This window comes from Maritimimonas rapanae, assembly GCF_057837205.1.
Genome location: NZ_JBYQFI010000001.1, coordinates 1,952,776 through 1,969,368, shown reverse-complemented (window position 1 = coordinate 1,969,368; position 16,593 = coordinate 1,952,776). Strand labels below are relative to the sequence as shown.

General features: G+C 32.1%; 18 protein-coding genes. 3 read left to right on the top strand and 15 right to left on the bottom strand.

All coding sequences use genetic code 11. The features are described from left to right. Nucleotides 1–70: 70 nt before the first annotated feature. Nucleotides 71–1,501 (bottom strand): pyridoxal phosphate-dependent decarboxylase family protein, encoded by a 1,431-nt coding sequence (locus tag AC3IF2_RS09480; protein WP_489166798.1) that lies wholly within the window; start codon nt 1,499–1,501, stop codon nt 71–73. 120 nt (nt 1,502–1,621) lie between these two features. Between AC3IF2_RS09480 and AC3IF2_RS09475 the strand changes: the two genes are divergently transcribed. Next, on the top strand, nt 1,622–2,350 hold the full coding sequence (locus AC3IF2_RS09475; RefSeq protein ID WP_489166797.1) for a VIT1/CCC1 transporter family protein: 729 nt from the start codon (nt 1,622–1,624) through the stop codon (nt 2,348–2,350). Nucleotides 2,351–2,353: 3 nt separating this feature from the next. Here AC3IF2_RS09475 and AC3IF2_RS09470 read toward each other — a convergent pair whose 3' ends face one another. The 3 genes from AC3IF2_RS09470 to AC3IF2_RS09460 form a co-directional block, all read right to left on the bottom strand. After that, nucleotides 2,354–2,992, bottom strand: coding sequence for a hypothetical protein (locus AC3IF2_RS09470; RefSeq protein WP_489166796.1), 639 nt, complete (start codon nt 2,990–2,992; stop codon nt 2,354–2,356). 146 nt (nt 2,993–3,138) lie between these two features. After that, on the bottom strand, nt 3,139–3,543 hold the full coding sequence (locus tag AC3IF2_RS09465) for a hypothetical protein (protein ID WP_489166795.1): 405 nt from the start codon (nt 3,541–3,543) through the stop codon (nt 3,139–3,141). Nucleotides 3,544–3,602: 59 nt separating this feature from the next. Continuing rightward, a complete protein-coding gene (locus AC3IF2_RS09460; protein ID WP_489166794.1) occupies nt 3,603–3,893 on the bottom strand; it encodes a hypothetical protein in 291 nt (96 codons plus the stop codon). 219 nt (nt 3,894–4,112) lie between these two features. Between AC3IF2_RS09460 and AC3IF2_RS09455 the strand changes: the two genes are divergently transcribed. Both AC3IF2_RS09455 and AC3IF2_RS09450 read left to right on the top strand, forming a co-directional pair. After that, the gene (locus AC3IF2_RS09455; RefSeq protein ID WP_489166793.1) at nt 4,113–4,508 is read left to right on the top strand and encodes a hypothetical protein; all 396 of its coding nucleotides are present in this window, start codon (nt 4,113–4,115) and stop codon (nt 4,506–4,508) included. 12 nt (nt 4,509–4,520) lie between these two features. Continuing rightward, a complete protein-coding gene (locus AC3IF2_RS09450; RefSeq protein ID WP_489166792.1) occupies nt 4,521–4,796 on the top strand; it encodes a heavy-metal-associated domain-containing protein in 276 nt (91 codons plus the stop codon). Between the two features lie 28 nt (nt 4,797–4,824). On the opposite strand, the gene deoD is transcribed toward AC3IF2_RS09450, so the two are convergent. The 11 genes from deoD to nosZ all read right to left on the bottom strand — a co-directional run bounded on the left by deoD (nt 4,825) and on the right by nosZ (nt 16,579). Further along, entirely contained in the window at nt 4,825–5,526 is a 702-nt protein-coding gene (gene deoD, locus AC3IF2_RS09445) for a purine-nucleoside phosphorylase (protein WP_489166791.1), read from the bottom strand. A gap of 38 nt (nt 5,527–5,564) precedes the next feature. Continuing rightward, on the bottom strand, nt 5,565–7,955 hold the full coding sequence (locus tag AC3IF2_RS09440; protein WP_489166790.1) for an aldehyde dehydrogenase family protein: 2,391 nt from the start codon (nt 7,953–7,955) through the stop codon (nt 5,565–5,567). Between the two features lie 10 nt (nt 7,956–7,965). Then, nucleotides 7,966–8,958 carry a deoxyribose-phosphate aldolase gene (gene deoC, locus AC3IF2_RS09435; RefSeq protein ID WP_489166789.1) on the bottom strand — a complete coding sequence of 331 codons (993 nt, stop codon included), beginning with the start codon at nt 8,956–8,958 and terminating at the stop codon, nt 7,966–7,968. A 65-nt stretch (nt 8,959–9,023) separates the two neighbouring features. After that, nucleotides 9,024–10,322 carry a pyrimidine-nucleoside phosphorylase gene (locus AC3IF2_RS09430; RefSeq protein WP_489166788.1) on the bottom strand — a complete coding sequence of 433 codons (1,299 nt, stop codon included), beginning with the start codon at nt 10,320–10,322 and terminating at the stop codon, nt 9,024–9,026. Between the two features lie 85 nt (nt 10,323–10,407). Then, a complete protein-coding gene (locus tag AC3IF2_RS09425) occupies nt 10,408–11,190 on the bottom strand; it encodes an ABC transporter permease (RefSeq protein ID WP_489166787.1) in 783 nt (260 codons plus the stop codon). After that, nucleotides 11,183–11,890, bottom strand: a complete 708-nt coding sequence (locus AC3IF2_RS09420) for an ABC transporter ATP-binding protein (protein WP_489166786.1) — start codon at nt 11,888–11,890, stop codon at nt 11,183–11,185. The genes AC3IF2_RS09425 and AC3IF2_RS09420 overlap by 8 nt, the downstream gene beginning before the upstream one ends. Then, on the bottom strand, nt 11,887–13,125 hold the full coding sequence (locus tag AC3IF2_RS09415; protein ID WP_489166785.1) for a nitrous oxide reductase family maturation protein NosD: 1,239 nt from the start codon (nt 13,123–13,125) through the stop codon (nt 11,887–11,889). Before AC3IF2_RS09415 ends, AC3IF2_RS09420 begins: the two co-directional genes overlap by 4 nt. 68 nt (nt 13,126–13,193) lie before the next feature. Then, a complete protein-coding gene (locus tag AC3IF2_RS09410) occupies nt 13,194–13,481 on the bottom strand; it encodes a cupin domain-containing protein (protein ID WP_489166784.1) in 288 nt (95 codons plus the stop codon). 1 nt (nt 13,482) lies between these two features. Beyond that, nucleotides 13,483–13,917, bottom strand: coding sequence for a nitrous oxide reductase accessory protein NosL (locus tag AC3IF2_RS09405; protein WP_489166783.1), 435 nt, complete (start codon nt 13,915–13,917; stop codon nt 13,483–13,485). Continuing rightward, nucleotides 13,918–14,508, bottom strand: a complete 591-nt coding sequence (locus AC3IF2_RS09400; RefSeq protein WP_489166782.1) for a hypothetical protein — start codon at nt 14,506–14,508, stop codon at nt 13,918–13,920. A 106-nt stretch (nt 14,509–14,614) separates the two neighbouring features. Further along, nucleotides 14,615–16,579, bottom strand: a complete 1,965-nt coding sequence (gene nosZ, locus AC3IF2_RS09395; protein ID WP_489166781.1) for a Sec-dependent nitrous-oxide reductase — start codon at nt 16,577–16,579, stop codon at nt 14,615–14,617. Nucleotides 16,580–16,593 lie beyond the last annotated feature (14 nt).

Sequence of the window (16,593 nt, the reverse complement as noted above, 5' to 3'; positions counted from 1 at the left end):
TAAGGTTTTCTAACCTTTTATTGAGCAAAAGTATAGTTGCTTTACTGATATAAATATGACTTTTATCAGCTTACTTAATAATTTTTTCTGCAAAGTTTCCACATAGATTTAAGGTCTCTTTTACATCATTTAAAGTTGTTCTAGGGTTTATTAAACACATGCGCAATACTACTTGATTTTGTAAAATTGTTGTAACTAATAAAGCTTCTCTAGATTCTACTATCTGCTTAGATATTTTTTGATTTATGTTGTCTAGCTCATTTTCGGAGTAATTAAATCTAATTGGGTTATACCTAAAATTTATAACAGCTAAAGTAGCTGGAGAAATTACTTCCCAATTGGGGCTTTTTCGCAGCACGGTTTCAACTTTTTCTGCTAGATCTATATTATATGTTACTGCTTTTTTAAATGCTTTTAATCCAAATATTTTTAATGACATATAAAACTTTAAAGCTCTAAAACGCCTCGTAAGTTGTATGCCGTGATCATAGAAGTTAATTTCTGAAGTATTTCCTTCAATATCTCTTAAGTACTCTGGTTTTTCACTAAATGTTTTGCTTAGCCATTTATGATTACGTACCATTAAACAACCCATTTCATAGGGCTGATATAGCCATTTATGTGGATCAATGGTAAGAGAATCTGCTTTTTCAATACCTTTTAATAACTGACTTCCTTTTTTAGATAATATAGCTGCCCCGCCATATGCACCATCTATATGAAACCATAATTCTTCTTCTTTACAAATCTTAGCGATATCATTTAACGGATCTACACTACCAGTATTTGTTGTGCCAGCTGTAGCTATAATACAAAATGGTTGCAAACCTTCTAATCTATCTTTGGCAATTGTATTTTTTAGCTTATTAATAGCCATTTTAAATTCTATATCGGTGGGGATAATTCTCACCTGTTCTTTCTTAAACCCTAATACTCTAATTGCCTTAACATTTGATGAGTGCGCTTGGTCTGACATGTAAATTATAGCTTTAGAAAAATCATCACTACATTTTTGTCTTCTAGCAGTAACTAATGCAGTTAAATTAGCCATAGAGCCTCCACTAGTAAAAATGCCACCACCTTTTACAGCTGGAAATTTGAATAGCTTTAGCAACCAATTCATAGTCACAATCTCTAATTCTGCTGCCGCAGGAGAAGCAGCCCATCCACCTGAAAATACATTGAAACCAGTGGCTAATGTATCAGCCATAACACTAACATAATTGCTAGGCCCAGGAACAAAAGAATATGACTTTGGGTGTGAAACAATACTGCTATTAGGCAATACTTTTTTAACTACAAAATCAAATACTTCATTATATGCTGTGGGATTTTCAGGCGCTTCGGTTTTAAAAATTAGATCCATTTCTTCCCTAGAAGCAATGGTAACAGGTTTTTTTTCACTCTCAGTATCAAAATGCTCTACAATAGTATCAATAACTTGATAGCCAAACTCCTTCATTTCATTCTTTTTCAATTGCAATTTGTGCAGATCATTCATAATTCAAAGTTTTTTCAAAGAAACAATTATGGTATTCGGTATAATATGATAATTGTCATATCTATTTTAATTCATATTCCTTTTATTTATATTGGGTAACCTATAAAAATTAATGTCAAAATGAGCTATAATGAATATGAATTGCACGGTATTAATAACAGGTTTGTAAAATTTCAAGACTATTTAGGTGAATTTGTTTATGGAGGAATTGATGGAGCAGTGACTACATTTGCTGTAGTTGCAGGAGCTGTTGGGGCTGGGCTTAATAGTACAGTTATTATTATCCTTGGGTTTGCTAATCTTTTTGCAGATGGTTTTGCTATGTCGGTAGGTGCTTATTTATCAGCAAAATCTGAAAAAGACAATTACGATAAGCATAAGAAAATTGAATACTGGGAAGTAGAAAATATGCCAGAAACAGAACGTAAAGAGGTAGAAGAAATTTATAGAAGAAAGGGTTTTGAAGGAGAACTCCTACAACAAGTGGTAGATACCATTGTGGCCGACAAAGATAGATGGGTAGATGTGATGATGAAAGATGAATTGTTAATGGTAAAGCAAACTAAGTCGCCAGTTAAAATTGGAGCCGTTACCTACTTATCTTTTATTTCAATTGGGTTAATACCTTTACTTATATATGTTTGGGATTTTATAGGAAATTTTCCTGGCAATTTATTTTTATGGACAAGTATTTTTACATCATCAACCTTTATTTTAATTGGCTTTTTAAAAACCTATGTTACAGAAACGAGTAAATTGAAAGGCATTGTTGAAACCCTTATACTAGGAGCTATAGCCGCAATTGTTGCTTACTTTGTTGGTGATGTTTTAGAAAGTATTATAAGCTAGGATCTAAATATTTTTCACCTCCTCTTTTTTGATCAAAAGACTATTTTCTTCTAGAATAAAAACCATAAGTTTTACATAATCATCTACCGTTTCTTTTATATCTGTAGGGTCAGTAATATCAATAAATCCTTTCCAAATCAATTCTCTATCTTTTGTAGCACAGATACAGTACAACGATGCTTCTGCATGATATATAGGGTATTGTTCATAATATTCTGGATTGTAGTAAATATCTTGATTCATGAAGTATTCATCTCTAAATTTTCGGTAAGTATTGTCAATATCTTTATACGATTTAGAAAGGCGTTGTTTATTTTCTGAACCAATAATTTTTGAAAAGAGTATGGTGTCGAAACCATCAGCCAGAAGTCGATTTTCAATCTCTAAAAGATCATCTTCTGTTTTTTTCTGATTATCAAAATATTGATAACTAGCAATAGCCTCTATTTCACGGGCTTCATACTCTTTTCTCAACTTAGTTTCAAATGCTTTTCTTGCTTCAGTATTTGAAGTCATACCAACAATTAAAACTTTAGTCCCTTCATAAGCATCAACTTCTGGATTTTTCCAATTGTCTACTAACTCTGTGGTTGAACAGCTTATAAATAAAAGCGTAGCGAATAATAAAATAATATTTTTCATAATTGTATGTTTTTAAACTTAATAAGTGATATAACTAAATTTTTAAATGTTAAACTTAATTACAGTTCTAAGGTATTTCATGTAAACAAAATACCCTATGATATTTATCAGCTGATATTAAATTTCTTAGTTAAAACTGTTACTTTTTAACTATAGTAGTAATCTCTAATTAAAGCTTTTACTTGATTTTTAGTCATACTATCAGCTTTTAGAGTAACTTTTACTTTATTGTTTAAATCATGATATCTAGTTTCTAATTCTTTTTTGAATTTAATTCGAGTTTCAGCAGGCCCAAATATGGCAATTGCATTTGCATCTTTTATTTTAGAAACAATTTCTTTAAAATAATTCTTTAATTGATTTTTTTCTCTTTCTAAATATTTACTGTCTTGAACTACATCTTGTGGCCCTCCTTTAAGACGTGTGCCTGAACCACCATGAATACGGAAATGTTCGATGTTAGATTTTACTGTTTTTAAAGTTTCTGTTTTATCTTCTAATGTTATAATGTAGGCTTTGTCTTTATCAAGCCAAATTCCAATATTTTTCATACTATTAATTTTAATTTTTCACGACTTCTATGTATGGTTAATCTTATTCTTCTAACTTACTAGAAGGGTATTATTTGGTATGCAATATTTAATAAAATGAGCCCTAAGAGTAATAATAGAATATATAATGTCTGTACAAACTTCACATTTATCATTTCTACTAATGGTAAAAATCGTTTTGGAAATGTAAATAGTAGTACACCTTTTAATAAAGCTATCCAACCAAATATTGTGATTATTAGTTTCCAGTTTGGTTCCCAGATGTTATGAAATAATATATTTAGAAGCCCTATAATAATGGCTAAAAAAGCAATTAGTAGTAAGAATTTTTCATCTTTTATACTATTCACAATCTGCTTAATTCTTTTAGGATTAAAACTTAATGACAAGAAAAAAATCACTAAATACCAGCCCCAAAATTTTGCTAAAAAAAAGAAATATTTCCCATAATAATACCTATTTAACTATCTTAAAATTAACTGATATATAACAAAATAGAAATGATAATTGTCATAGTTTGTTGCTACTGTAGTTGATAACTTGCATACTATAATTATTAAATAGAATTAATGAAAGTTTCACATGAAATAGGTGTTTCTTTTTATCAAAATTTCGGGAAGCTATTATATGCAATAGCGGCTTCTGATAGGCATATTCATCAACAAGAATATGAAGCATTTAAAAAAGTCTTAAAGAATGAGCTTTTAGAAAAAATTAATAGTGATTATATGTCTTATGCTTTATTTCAGGCTGAAGCAAGCTTTGATAATTGTAATAGTATTGACGCAGATGTTATAGAATGTTTTAATGATTTTATAGTATATAAAAGAAGCAATGAAAACTTATTTACAAATGAAATAAAGAAATTGGTTAAAAATGCTGCTACCTCGGTTGCAACTGCTTTTTCTAATAAAAATAAGTCAGAGTTGATTTTATTGGCTAAGCTAGATTTAGAATTGAAATAAAATATAACAGTAATGAATAAAGCCAGCTTTCTAGTACAGAATTTAAAATGTGGCGGTTGTGCACATACTATAAAGACTAAACTTGAGGATATTAATGACATCAGTAATGTAATTGTAGATGAGCTGACTTCTACTATTCATTTTAATTATATAAATAAAGAAACATTAATTGTAATTGAGAATAAATTGAGCTCACTTGGTTACCCGATAGAAGGAAATTCAAATTCCGTTATAAAAAAAGCTAAATCTTATATAAGCTGTGCTACTGGAAAATTATCTAAAGGGTAATATTAGATAATTAAGGAATATAAAAATTTTAAGCTAACTCTAATGCAATCTTCATCATATCACTATATGATTGCTCACGATCTTGCTGACTTGAAGCTGAGCCAGTAATGATGTTGTCACTAACTGTTAGAATAGATAGTGCTTTTATATTGTATCTTTTAGCTAAAGTGAAAAGTATTTGTGTTTCCATTTCTACACCAAGAATTCCGTGTTTCTGCCATTTTTCCCAACGGTTTGGCTGCGCATCGTAAAAAGTATTGGTACTAAATACAGATCCTTGAATCGTATTTATATTCATTTTTTGAGCAACGTTATACGCTCTTTGCAATAAATCAAAATCAGCAGTTGCTGCATAATGCATTCTTCCGAAATAATTACTGTTAGCATCAGAATCACCCGAAGCACTCATTGCCAATATAACCTGACCTAATTTAAGATCTTCTTGTATACAGCCGCAAGTACCTACTCTAATAATATTCTTAACATTATAGGTATTTATAAGTTCATTTACATAGATTGAAGTACTGCCCATGCCCATTCCTGAGCCTTGAATGGAAACTTTTTTTCCATTATAATTTCCTGTAAAGCCATACATGCCTCTTACTTTATTATAGCAAAAAGCATTTTCTAACATGGTATCAGCTACGTGCTTTGCCCTTAAAGGATCACCAGGTAATAAAACAGTTTCGGCAATATCTCCAACTTTAGCTTCTAAATGAACACTACTCATATGTTTAACTTATTTAATTAAAGGAATAAAATTTAAGGTTAAGCTCCATAAGGAATCCAAATATTCTTAATCTGGCTAGAGTGACTTAAGAACTCATTACCTTCTCCTTGGGTATTATCTAGCCAATTTCTATACTTACCATAATTCACCCAGGTGCGTTTCATATTATCGGCAGACAACAACTCAATGTCTTTAGATCCTTCTTTGCTGCCAAAGTACCAAATGGCATCTACATCATCATGCTTTGCTAATACTTGGGCTAATTCATCTTTATTACCTGTAATTACATTTACTACACTACCTGGAACATCTGATGTCTCTAATACTTGATAAAAATCTGTTGCTGAAAAAGGTAACTTTTCCGAAGGAATTACCACAACATTATTACCCATAGTAATGGCAGGGATTACTGTCGATATAAATCCTAACAATGGGAATTCATCAGGACAAACTATTCCCATAACACCAAACGATTCTGGCATTGCTAATGTTACGTTTCTATGAGTTGTATGATGGACATTTCCATCATATTTATCTGCCATGGCTGCATAAGAATAAATTCTTTCAATTGAAAGATCAACTTCTTGTAAAGCACTCACTTTACTTTGATTGGTCATTTCAACTATTCTATCGGCAAATTCTTCTTTTCTAATCGCAAGATTTTCAGCTAAATAATACAATACTTGTGCACGCGCATGCCCAGTCATATTGCACCATTTAGTACAAGAGTGGGCGGCTTCAACGGCATTTCTTATATCTTTTCTGTTTCCTTTAGAAACTTCACCAATATAATTGCCATTAACACCATTGATGATCGCACTATAACCACCATCTGGTCTAGCTTGTTTGCCACCAATATACATTTTAGTTGTTCTATCTATCTCAAAAGAAGGTTGAGATGATTTTAACGAGCCATTAGATTTATGTTTAGGAAAAGAAATAGGTTTGTCTGAAAAATTATCTTCAATTTTTGGCTTCAGATATTCCATTAAACCTTCTTTACCACCCTCTCTTCCAAATCCTGACTCGCGATATCCACCAAATCCTGCCGCAGCATCAAATACATTGGTACAATTGATCCAAGCTACACCTGCTTTTATTTGTGGTGCAATGTCTAATGCTAAATTGATGTTTTCTGTCCAGATACTACAAGCTAACCCATATCTAGTATTGTTAGCCAATCTCACAGCTTCTTTATGAGATCTAAAAGTCATTGCCACTAAAACGGGACCAAAAATTTCTTCTTGAGCAATAGTTGCAGAAGGAGACACATTTGTAAATAATGTGGGTGGATAGAAATAACCATCTTTTGGGCAAGACCAAGATGGTTGATTAAGTGTATTACCTTCTTCTACACCTTGTTTTACCATTTTTGTAATGGTATTCAATTGATCTTTATCTACTATGGCTCCAATATCAATACTTTTATCTAATGGATTACCAATTCTTAATGTTTCCATTCTAGATTTAATCTTCTTGTAAAGCTTATTGGCAACACTTTCTTGAACTAATAATCGAGAGCCTGCGCAACAAACTTGTCCTTGATTAAACCAAATAGCATCTACGATACCTTCTACTACGCTATCTAAATCGGCATCTTCAAAAACTATGAATGGTGATTTTCCACCAAGTTCTAATGATAATTTTTTACCAGTTCCTGCTGTTGCTCTTCGAATAATCTTTCCGACTTCAGTCGAACCTGTAAAGGCAATTTTGTTTATGTCTTTGTGGTTTACAATTTCTGCTCCTGTTTTACCATGTCCAGTGATTATATTTACCACACCATTTGGTAAACCAATTTGCTGACAGATTTCTGCAAACAATAGCGCTGTTAAAGAGGTTGCTTCAGCTGGTTTTAAAACTACAGTATTTCCCATAGCTATAGCTGGAGCGATTTTCCATGATAACATCAATAAAGGAAAATTCCAGGGAATAATTTGACCAATAACACCAAGTTCTTTATAGTCTTTTAGTTCTGTATCTCTTAACTGAGCCCAACCAGCATGGTGATAAAAATGACGAGCTACTAAAGGCACATCTATATCTCTGGTTTCTCTTATAGGCTTTCCATTATCCATCGATTCTAACACCGCAAAAAGACGAGAATGCTTTTGAATTTGTCTTGCTAGGGCATACATATATCTTGCACGTTGATGTGACCCAATTTTTATCCATTCTGGTAAGGCCTTCTTGGCAGCAGCAACAGCTTTATTCACATCGGCTTCATTAGCTTCAGAAATTTTTGCTAACTTTTCTTTATTTGCTGGATTAATACTGTCAAAATATTCTCCAGAAGAAGGAGCAACCCATTTTCCGTTAATAAATAACTTGAATTTTCTTTTATGACTATCTAAAAACCTAATGGCTTCATCAGCACTTTCAGGAGCCGGACCATAAGCCATTGTTTCATATATTTCTTTTACTTCCATTTCTCTTTAATTAACCCATTGGGTGTCTATATGACGCAGAATACCTACCCGTAACAAAATGTTCTAACTGTCTTTCTATATCGCCAAGTAAACTACTGGCTCCAAACCTAAATAATTCAGGGTTGAGCCAATCATTACCTAATTCTTCTTTAATTAATACTAGCCAGTTTATTGCTTGTTTTGCTTTACCAATACCTCCAGCTGGTTTAAATCCAACTTTGTTGCCTGTTAATTCATAGTACTCACGTATAGCTCGAATCATAACCAAACTTACTGGTATGGTTGCATTAACAGGTTCTTTACCTGTACTAGTTTTAATAAAATCTGAGCCTGCCATCATACTAACCCAACTAGCTTTTGCAACTTTTGTAAGAGTAGGAATCTCACCAGTTGCAAGAATAGTTTTCATATGTGCTTCTCCACAAGATTTTCTGCATGCGGCAACCTCATCATACAGTGCTTTCCAATCTGAACGTAATACTAAATCTCTACTCACAACAATATCTATTTCTGTTGCACCGGCGGCTACAGATAGTTCAATTTGTTTTAATCTTTCTTTTATAGGGATATTTCCTGCAGGAAAGCCTGTAGAAACTGCAGCAATAGGGATGTTAGTACCTTTAAGCCCCTTTGCAGCATCTTTTATAAAATTATGATAGACGCAAACGGCACCAGTTTGAATATTAGCATCTTGCATACCTAAGGCTTTTAATAAATCTTGTCTTACCGGAGATCTCGCCTTGGCACATAATCTTAAGACATTACTTTGCGTATCATCACCCGCTAGTGTTGTAAGATCTATACAGCTAATTGCTTTTAATAACCAGGCTGCCTGCCATTGTTTTTTAACGGAACGACGTTTGCCTAATGTGGCTGCGCGCCTTTCTACGGCACTTCTATTAATATTAATATCTTCAAATAGACTTGCGTCAAACGGAATACCATCATTTCTATCAAAAAGTGGTTCAAATTCTTTATTTGATCTCATTGTTTTCGTCTTCATTTTTTCACCTATCATACATTTTTCGTTTTAATTCTAATTAATAAAAATACTAAATACTATAGAGTTTACCTCATTATTTGGATAATTAATGGCTCCTGTTGTGGTTTTTCATTAGAAAATTTATACGCTAAATCCATTAGTTCTGTAGCCTTTGTAAAAGATTTTTCGTTATTAGAATAGAGTACAGCCAAAACTTCATCTTTCTTTACATAATCGCCAATTTTCTTTTTTAAAATTATGCCAGCAGCATGGTCAATTACATCATCTTTAGTTTCTCTACCTGCACCCAATTTTACTGAAGCCAATCCTATATCTAAAGCATTTAATTCTGTAATATAACCTGTAACAGTACTTTTATAACTCCTTGAAAATTTAGATACTGGTAACAAATCTGGGTTATCTACAACTTTTACATCCCCACCTTGAGCATGTATAAATTCTTTAAATTTATCATAAGCTTTACCAGAATTAATTAAATTCTTTAATATTTCAACGCCTTCTTTCTTATTCTTAGCGGCATTGCCTAAAACTAACATTTGACTACCTAATTCTAGGCAAAGCTCAGTTAGATCTTCAGGGCCTTTTCCCTTTAAGGTATCGATAGCTTCTATTACTTCTAAAGCATTACCCACAGTATTTCCAAGAGGTTCGTGCATAGATGTAATAACAGCTACAACTTTTCTATTCATTTTAGAGCCAATCTCTATTACCATTTTGGCAAGTTGCCGTGCATCTTCAACAGTCTTCATATAAGCACCAACCCCAACTTTAATATCTATTATAATGGCATCGGCTCCACAAGCCAATTTTTTACTCATAACGCTAGAAGCAATTAATGAGATATTTTTTACAGTGCCTGTAACATCTCTTAAAGCATAGAGTTTTTTATCCGCTGGAACTAAATTGGCATTCTGACCACAAACAGCAATATTATGTTGTTTTACCTTTTTGATAAAATCTTTTTTAGACATATCTACAGATAGACCTTCGATTGATTCCATTTTATCTAAAGTGCCACCTGTATGGCCTAATCCTCTCCCTGACATTTTTGCGACTGGTATACCTGCGGCAGCTACAAGCGGAGCTAAAACTAATGTAGTTTTGTCACCTACACCTCCGGTACTATGCTTATCTACTTTAATTCCTTTAATTTCTGATAGATCAATAAGATCACCTGAGCGCATCATGGCATCAGTTAATAAAGCAGTTTCTTTATAGTTTAAACCATTGAAATATACGGCCATTAAAAATGCAGAAATTTGATAATCAGGTATCTCACCCATAACAAGCCCACTAACAATAGTTGTAATATCGCTTTTAGTTAGTTCGAATCCGTTTCTTTTCTTTTTTATGAGATCAACCATATATCTTAACTTTTAGCTAATTCTACTAAACATAAAACGGTTTAAAAACTTTGTTGTGTAAAGAAGAAAAAACCTATAAATATACTTAAAAATCTTTCTTTCTAGACTTATAGGCTATTCTCCAAACAGGAAGTATGATCCATAAAACTAAAACAGAGAAGGAGGTAAGCATCCCTAGATTAGTGCCGAAGAATTTTTGAAATACAGCACCGGTATATCCTAATAATGCAGAAATATCTAATTTAAGGAGTATCAATATTCTTGACAAATCAATAGGATTAAACATTGTGGTTATTAGTGAAAATTTATCTAGTGGATATTCCTGTAAAAGCACTAGAGAAATTAAAAACAATCCATCATAAATAACAGCTAAGAATAACCATAATAAAATAGCATAACCAAAACCTTTTATCTTATTTTCATTAGATAAGGCAATATTAAAAGCCAGCGCAACGAAAATAAAAGTAAGAAAAGCGCCAACAAGTAACAAAGACAAAAAGTTGAAAATAGCTGAAGATTGTAATACACCATAAGCAAGAAAAGGAATGCCTAAACCGATCACTAAACTTAATGAAAGTGAAAGCGAGACACCTAGATATTGCCCTAAAAATATAGTAGACCGTTTTAAAGGTTGGGCTAATAGCAATTCAGTAAATTCTCTTGAATTATAATAATACATCACCCCAAAAATAGTTCCGATAAGTGGTGTTAATACTATAATAATATTTAGTAGGGTAATTACAGCTTTTGATGTGTCATTATTAAGAAATAATAGCACAAAACCTAAGAGTAAGTAAAAAGCAAAATAGACATAACTCCAACGGCTACGCATCAAATCATAAAAACTATATTTTAAAATTTTAAACATGTTCTTTTGATAATATTGTGGCGATAGCCTGTTCTAGATTCTCTTGTTTTGTTACAGACTGTAGTTCTTGAATACTTCCTTTAAAATAAATCTTTCCGTCGAGTAAGAAGACTATTTCATCAGCTACTTCTTCAACAAAACTCATGATATGAGAGGTTATTAATATGGTTTTACCATTCTCTTTTTCTTTTTGAATGATTTCTTTTAAGTGAATTAATGAAATAGGGTCTAAACCTGTGGTTGGCTCATCTAAAATAATTAATGGACTATCGAACATAAAAGTTAATACCAAATTTACTTTTTGCCGAGTACCCCCAGAGAGATTCCCTAGTTTTTGATCTAGAAAAGTATTTAAACCAAATATTTCTATTAGATCTTTGTCTGAAGTTGGTTTTGATCGTAAATTCTTGATCATCTTGATCAACTCTTTTACCGTAAGATTACTAGGAAAATTTGCTATTTGCGGTAAATAATCAATTTCATTTCTGTACTCATGTTTGCCTAAAATACTATCATCATCAATTTTTATAGAACCTTTATTAGGAATGACCATTCCTAAGACACTTTTGATCAAGGTAGTTTTACCAGAACCATTAGGACCTAGTACCGCAAAAATACCACCGCTTTTAATAGTTAAATTAAGATCTTTTAAAACCTCTACTTTACCAAATTTTTTATATAAATGCTCTATAGCTATCATTTTACAGGTCGCATTAATGGGTTTTTATCTAGCAAGTTATCTGGTGTAAAAACTGGTGATACTTTTTCAGAAAAATTTATAATATCTACAAATAAACTTCGCAACAATACCAAAGTTTCTGGTGTTTTGTTTACAATATATGAGAATAATTTTACAGGTCTATAAGGTACGTCACCGTAGCCATTTTTATCAAGATCATAGCCTGTATACGAGCTCCAATAATTTTCATTAAAAGAATTATCATTCAGTTTACTATTGTAAGATATATCAAAAGCATTATTCATAAAATTGTTTTGCTTAAAAACATTGGTATAACAAGCTCCTGAAATCTTTACTCCCCAGCCGTTTCTAACAAAATTATTGTTTTTATAATTTATTCTAGTGGAACCTTCGGTATATACGCCTGTGGTGTTTTGTTCAAAAGTATTGTGTTCAATTTCGGCATCATAAATTTCCTTTAATAATAATCCATATGATGCCGTGCCCCAGTTTTCTGAAAATGTATTGTTTGTCATATTTATAAACTTAGAAAACATCACTGCAACACCAGAACCATTTTTGGTAAATGTGTTGTTATGGTACTCATCATTATTAGAAAACATAAAATGTAAACCATAGCGTAAATTATTATAGCTTTTGTTCTTAAGAACTTTACTTTCGGTCACAAATTCGAAATAAATACCATCACGAAGATTATGCAATTCATTATTTTCTACCACTACATTTGAGCAATGCCACATATGAACTCCATTGCCTGAACCTGCTTGATCAATAGCTTCACTTGAGATATGGTTATTTCTTATAACTCCGTGATGAGATTTTTCTACAAGCAAGCCAAAAAATACATTTTCTAAAGTGGAGTTTTCAATAGTAAAATGTTTGCTTTTGGAAATATAGATAGCAGCAAAATCTTTTGTATAACTCTGCCCTACATTTTTTAAAGTCAAGCCTGAAATAGAAACACTATCTGATTTTATAACAAGAATGTATCCTTTATTTTGCCCATCTATAGTAGGATTATTCTTTCCAACAATTTTCACGGGTTTATTAATTAAAATATCATGTTCGTTATATATACCTTCATTTAAAATTATTGTACTATGCTTATCTGCTCTTAAGATTGCTTCTGATAATGAGGCAATTTCACAAGTATTACAAACTTGAATTTGAGCGAATCCAACTTGGGCAGTACATGCAATGCACAACAGTATAATATTAGTATATAACCGTAACATTAATTGTAAATATAAGGATATAAGCTTTGAAACTCTTGACAAAAACGCTTTTATGCTGAGTCGTTTAATTATCTAATTATTAGAAATTTAGAATCTAGATTTGCAACAACGTAATGTTCAACATGTGCTTTAAAAGTATATGTATTATGTTGTTCTAAGGTGAACATTTTCCCATCAATATAGAAATCGATATTACCTTCTAAGACAACCAATAAAGCCTTTTTTGGTGACGAATGCTTAGGAAATATTTTACCTTTTTCTAAAGTAATTAACAATGTTTCTGTTGTCTCTGTTTTAAATATTTTGGAAACTTGTAAGCCGTTTACAGTAGCTTCCTGAATTAGGTTTGTATTCATTTTAGTTATTATAAAAATGTTGTTGAATAGTACTCCAATCGTAGACCGTACCATTATTATTTTTTCTGATCATACTTATAGCATCACTTTTCATTTCAAAACCAGTAAGATTAGCTCCCATAGGGCTTTGTATTGAGTCACTAATTAAAAAAGTAGCCTTGGTAGCATCTATCAATTTTTCAGGTGTTTTATAATCTGTAATTAAAAATAACCCAATCTCTTTCTGATCTCTATTTTCTAGGTCATTAAGCATACACTCAATAGCATCATATTTAAATGCCTTTCCTTTTTTAGTAACTAATTGAGAAGCATGAGTTTTATCTACAATATTCATCTTGCAAAAATGACAGGCATCTTTACCATACTCAATTTTGGCAGGTTCAATTGAACATGAAATCAATGCAAAAATCAGTAAAAGAAAAACTGTACTTCTCATTTAATTTTTGCTTGATTCTTTTTTGCCTAAAATATATGCTAATAATGCGGTAGCAATCCCCAGTCCTAAAAAGTAAGCGCCTAATCTAGGGTAGGAGTGTGCAGTAAAATTTAGAATATTTTTTGTGCCAAATAAAGGTGGTTGAAAGCCCATTTGTGTACCGTCTGGGTTTGTAAACTTCATAATAGCTTTGGGGTCTAAGTTATGACCATAATCATGTTCCCAAAGATAAAAGTCGTAGAGGCCAGCAGCACTTAATAATACCATTAAAATAAACCAATATAAATACCACTTATGATTAAACTTAAAAGCTATTATTAATCCTATGATTGTTGTAGTTATAATACCGATAGGAAATATTTTAAACTCTGGAATTGCCTCAGGTATATACTTCATCCCTACATAATGATTCATTAGATTGATATTTTTAATATCATGAGGGTTTGCATCAGCAAAATCATTAATATGAATATTCATTCCTAATGGTGTAGGGTATTGAGGCGCTTCTAATGTAATATTCCATAAAGGAAATAAAAACAAGCCTAATGGTAATAATGCTGCCAAGAACATTAATAGTTTAGATTTTTTCATTGTTTATCTTTTAGAAAAGGTTAACAAAAAGGCTGCAAGAAATTAAATCTCAACATTTCAATACAGCCTTTTTTAACTAAAATAATCAAACCATGCATTGGCTTAGTTATTCATCGTCTAACGACCATGATAACTCTATGTTAGAATTCTTTGGAGATACTCTAACATAACCTTGCATTTCTTGGTGTAAAGCAGAGCAGAAGTCGGTACAATAAAATGGCCAAACACCTACTTGCTTTGGTTCCCAGGTAAACGTTTCTGTTTGACCTGGCATAATTAATAGTTCTGAAGTATTAGCACCAATCATACTTATACCATGAGGTACATCATAATCTTGCTCTAAGTTAGTTACATGAAAGTATACTTTGTCGCCAACTTTAATCCCTTCGATATTATCAGGAGCAAAGTGACTTCTAATAGTACTCATATATACATGCACTTCATTCCCATTTCTAGTAACTTTTGTTTCGCTTTCACTTTTTACAGCGTAAGGGTGTTTATTTTCTTCTAGCTTAAAGAATTTTTTAGAATTTTTCTTTACAATATCTGCAGCAATACCAGCAGCATAGTGTGGCTCACCAACAGTTGGGAAGTCTAATAATAACTCCATTTTCTCACCAGTAATGTCATATAACTGAGCAGATTGCGTTACTTCTGGGCCAGTTGGTAAATATCTGTCTTTTGTAATTTTATTCATTGCCAATACATATTTACCAAATGGCTTTCTTGAGTTACCACCAGGTATCATTAAGTGACCAACCGAATAGTAACAAGGTTTTCTATCTATAACCTCCCAAGTACCTAATTTCCATTTTACAACTTCAGAAGAAATAAAGAACGTAGTATAAGCATTACCATCTGCGTCAAATTCTGTATGTAAAGGGCCTAAACCACCACTTTTAACAGATCCTGCAAGAATATCTTCGTAATTTAAAATAGGAATTCCGTAAGCATCGCCATCAAATTTCTTTTCTTCAATAGCTTTCATCATTTTTGTATAAGAGTGTACAGTTACATCTGCAGATAGCTTACCACTACCAACAATATATTCACCAGTTGGGCTTACATCACAACCATGCGGTGATTTTGGTGTAGGTAAGAAATAAATTGCACCAGGCACATCTGTAGGATTAACTGTTAATACCTCTTTTTTCATAGTTGAAGTTGCAGAATGTGTTTCATCACTATATACATTATGTGCATAGTTTGTTGGCATTTTAGTACCACCACCATTAGCAACATATTCTTCAATCTTTTTCCAGTTAACAGCAGCTATAAAATCTTTATCGTTTTGAGAAGCGTTTACTTCTAATAATGTATGAGATTCTTCTGTATTATATGTTGTAAAGAAGAACCAACCATGTGAGTCACCTCTACCAGGGTGCGCTTTATCATAATCAAAACCAGGCATTAAGATTTGGAATGCTATTTCCATTCCACCATCTTCTTGATCTACTTTTAAGAAAGTCAATGCTCCTTTAAAGTTACCTTTGTATTCTTTAATAGACATGTCTTTTTGAGGAACAGGCACACCAAAACGAGTACCAGCAACAACATATTCTGTATTTTCAGTTACATAAGATGAACTGTGATTACCCGCACTGTTTGGAATTTCAATAATTTCAGTAGTCTCAAAAGTAGTAAGATCAATTTTTGCTATACGAGGCGTATTGTTACCATTAATATAAACATATCTACCATCTAGTTCACCATTCGTCTGAGAAATATCTGGGTGATGTGCATCATCCCAAGGAATAAAACCATGAGATGTATTTAACATAGGTTTCGTTTCTTCATTATAACCCCATGCTTTTTCTGCATCTTGAGAGAATACAGGAATCACTTTAAATAATCTACCAGATGGCAAACCATATACAGCTAGTTGCCCACTAAATCCACCAGAGATAAAGGCATAGAATTCATCATGCTCACCTGGAGCTACATATACTTTTTCTGCTGCATTACCAGATAAAGCACCTTGGCTATTTCCGTTTGAATTACCATTATTACCACAGCTAAAAACTAAAGTTACTATAGTAACGAAGGCCATTAATTTTGCTATTTTTTTCATTATTTTATAGTTTT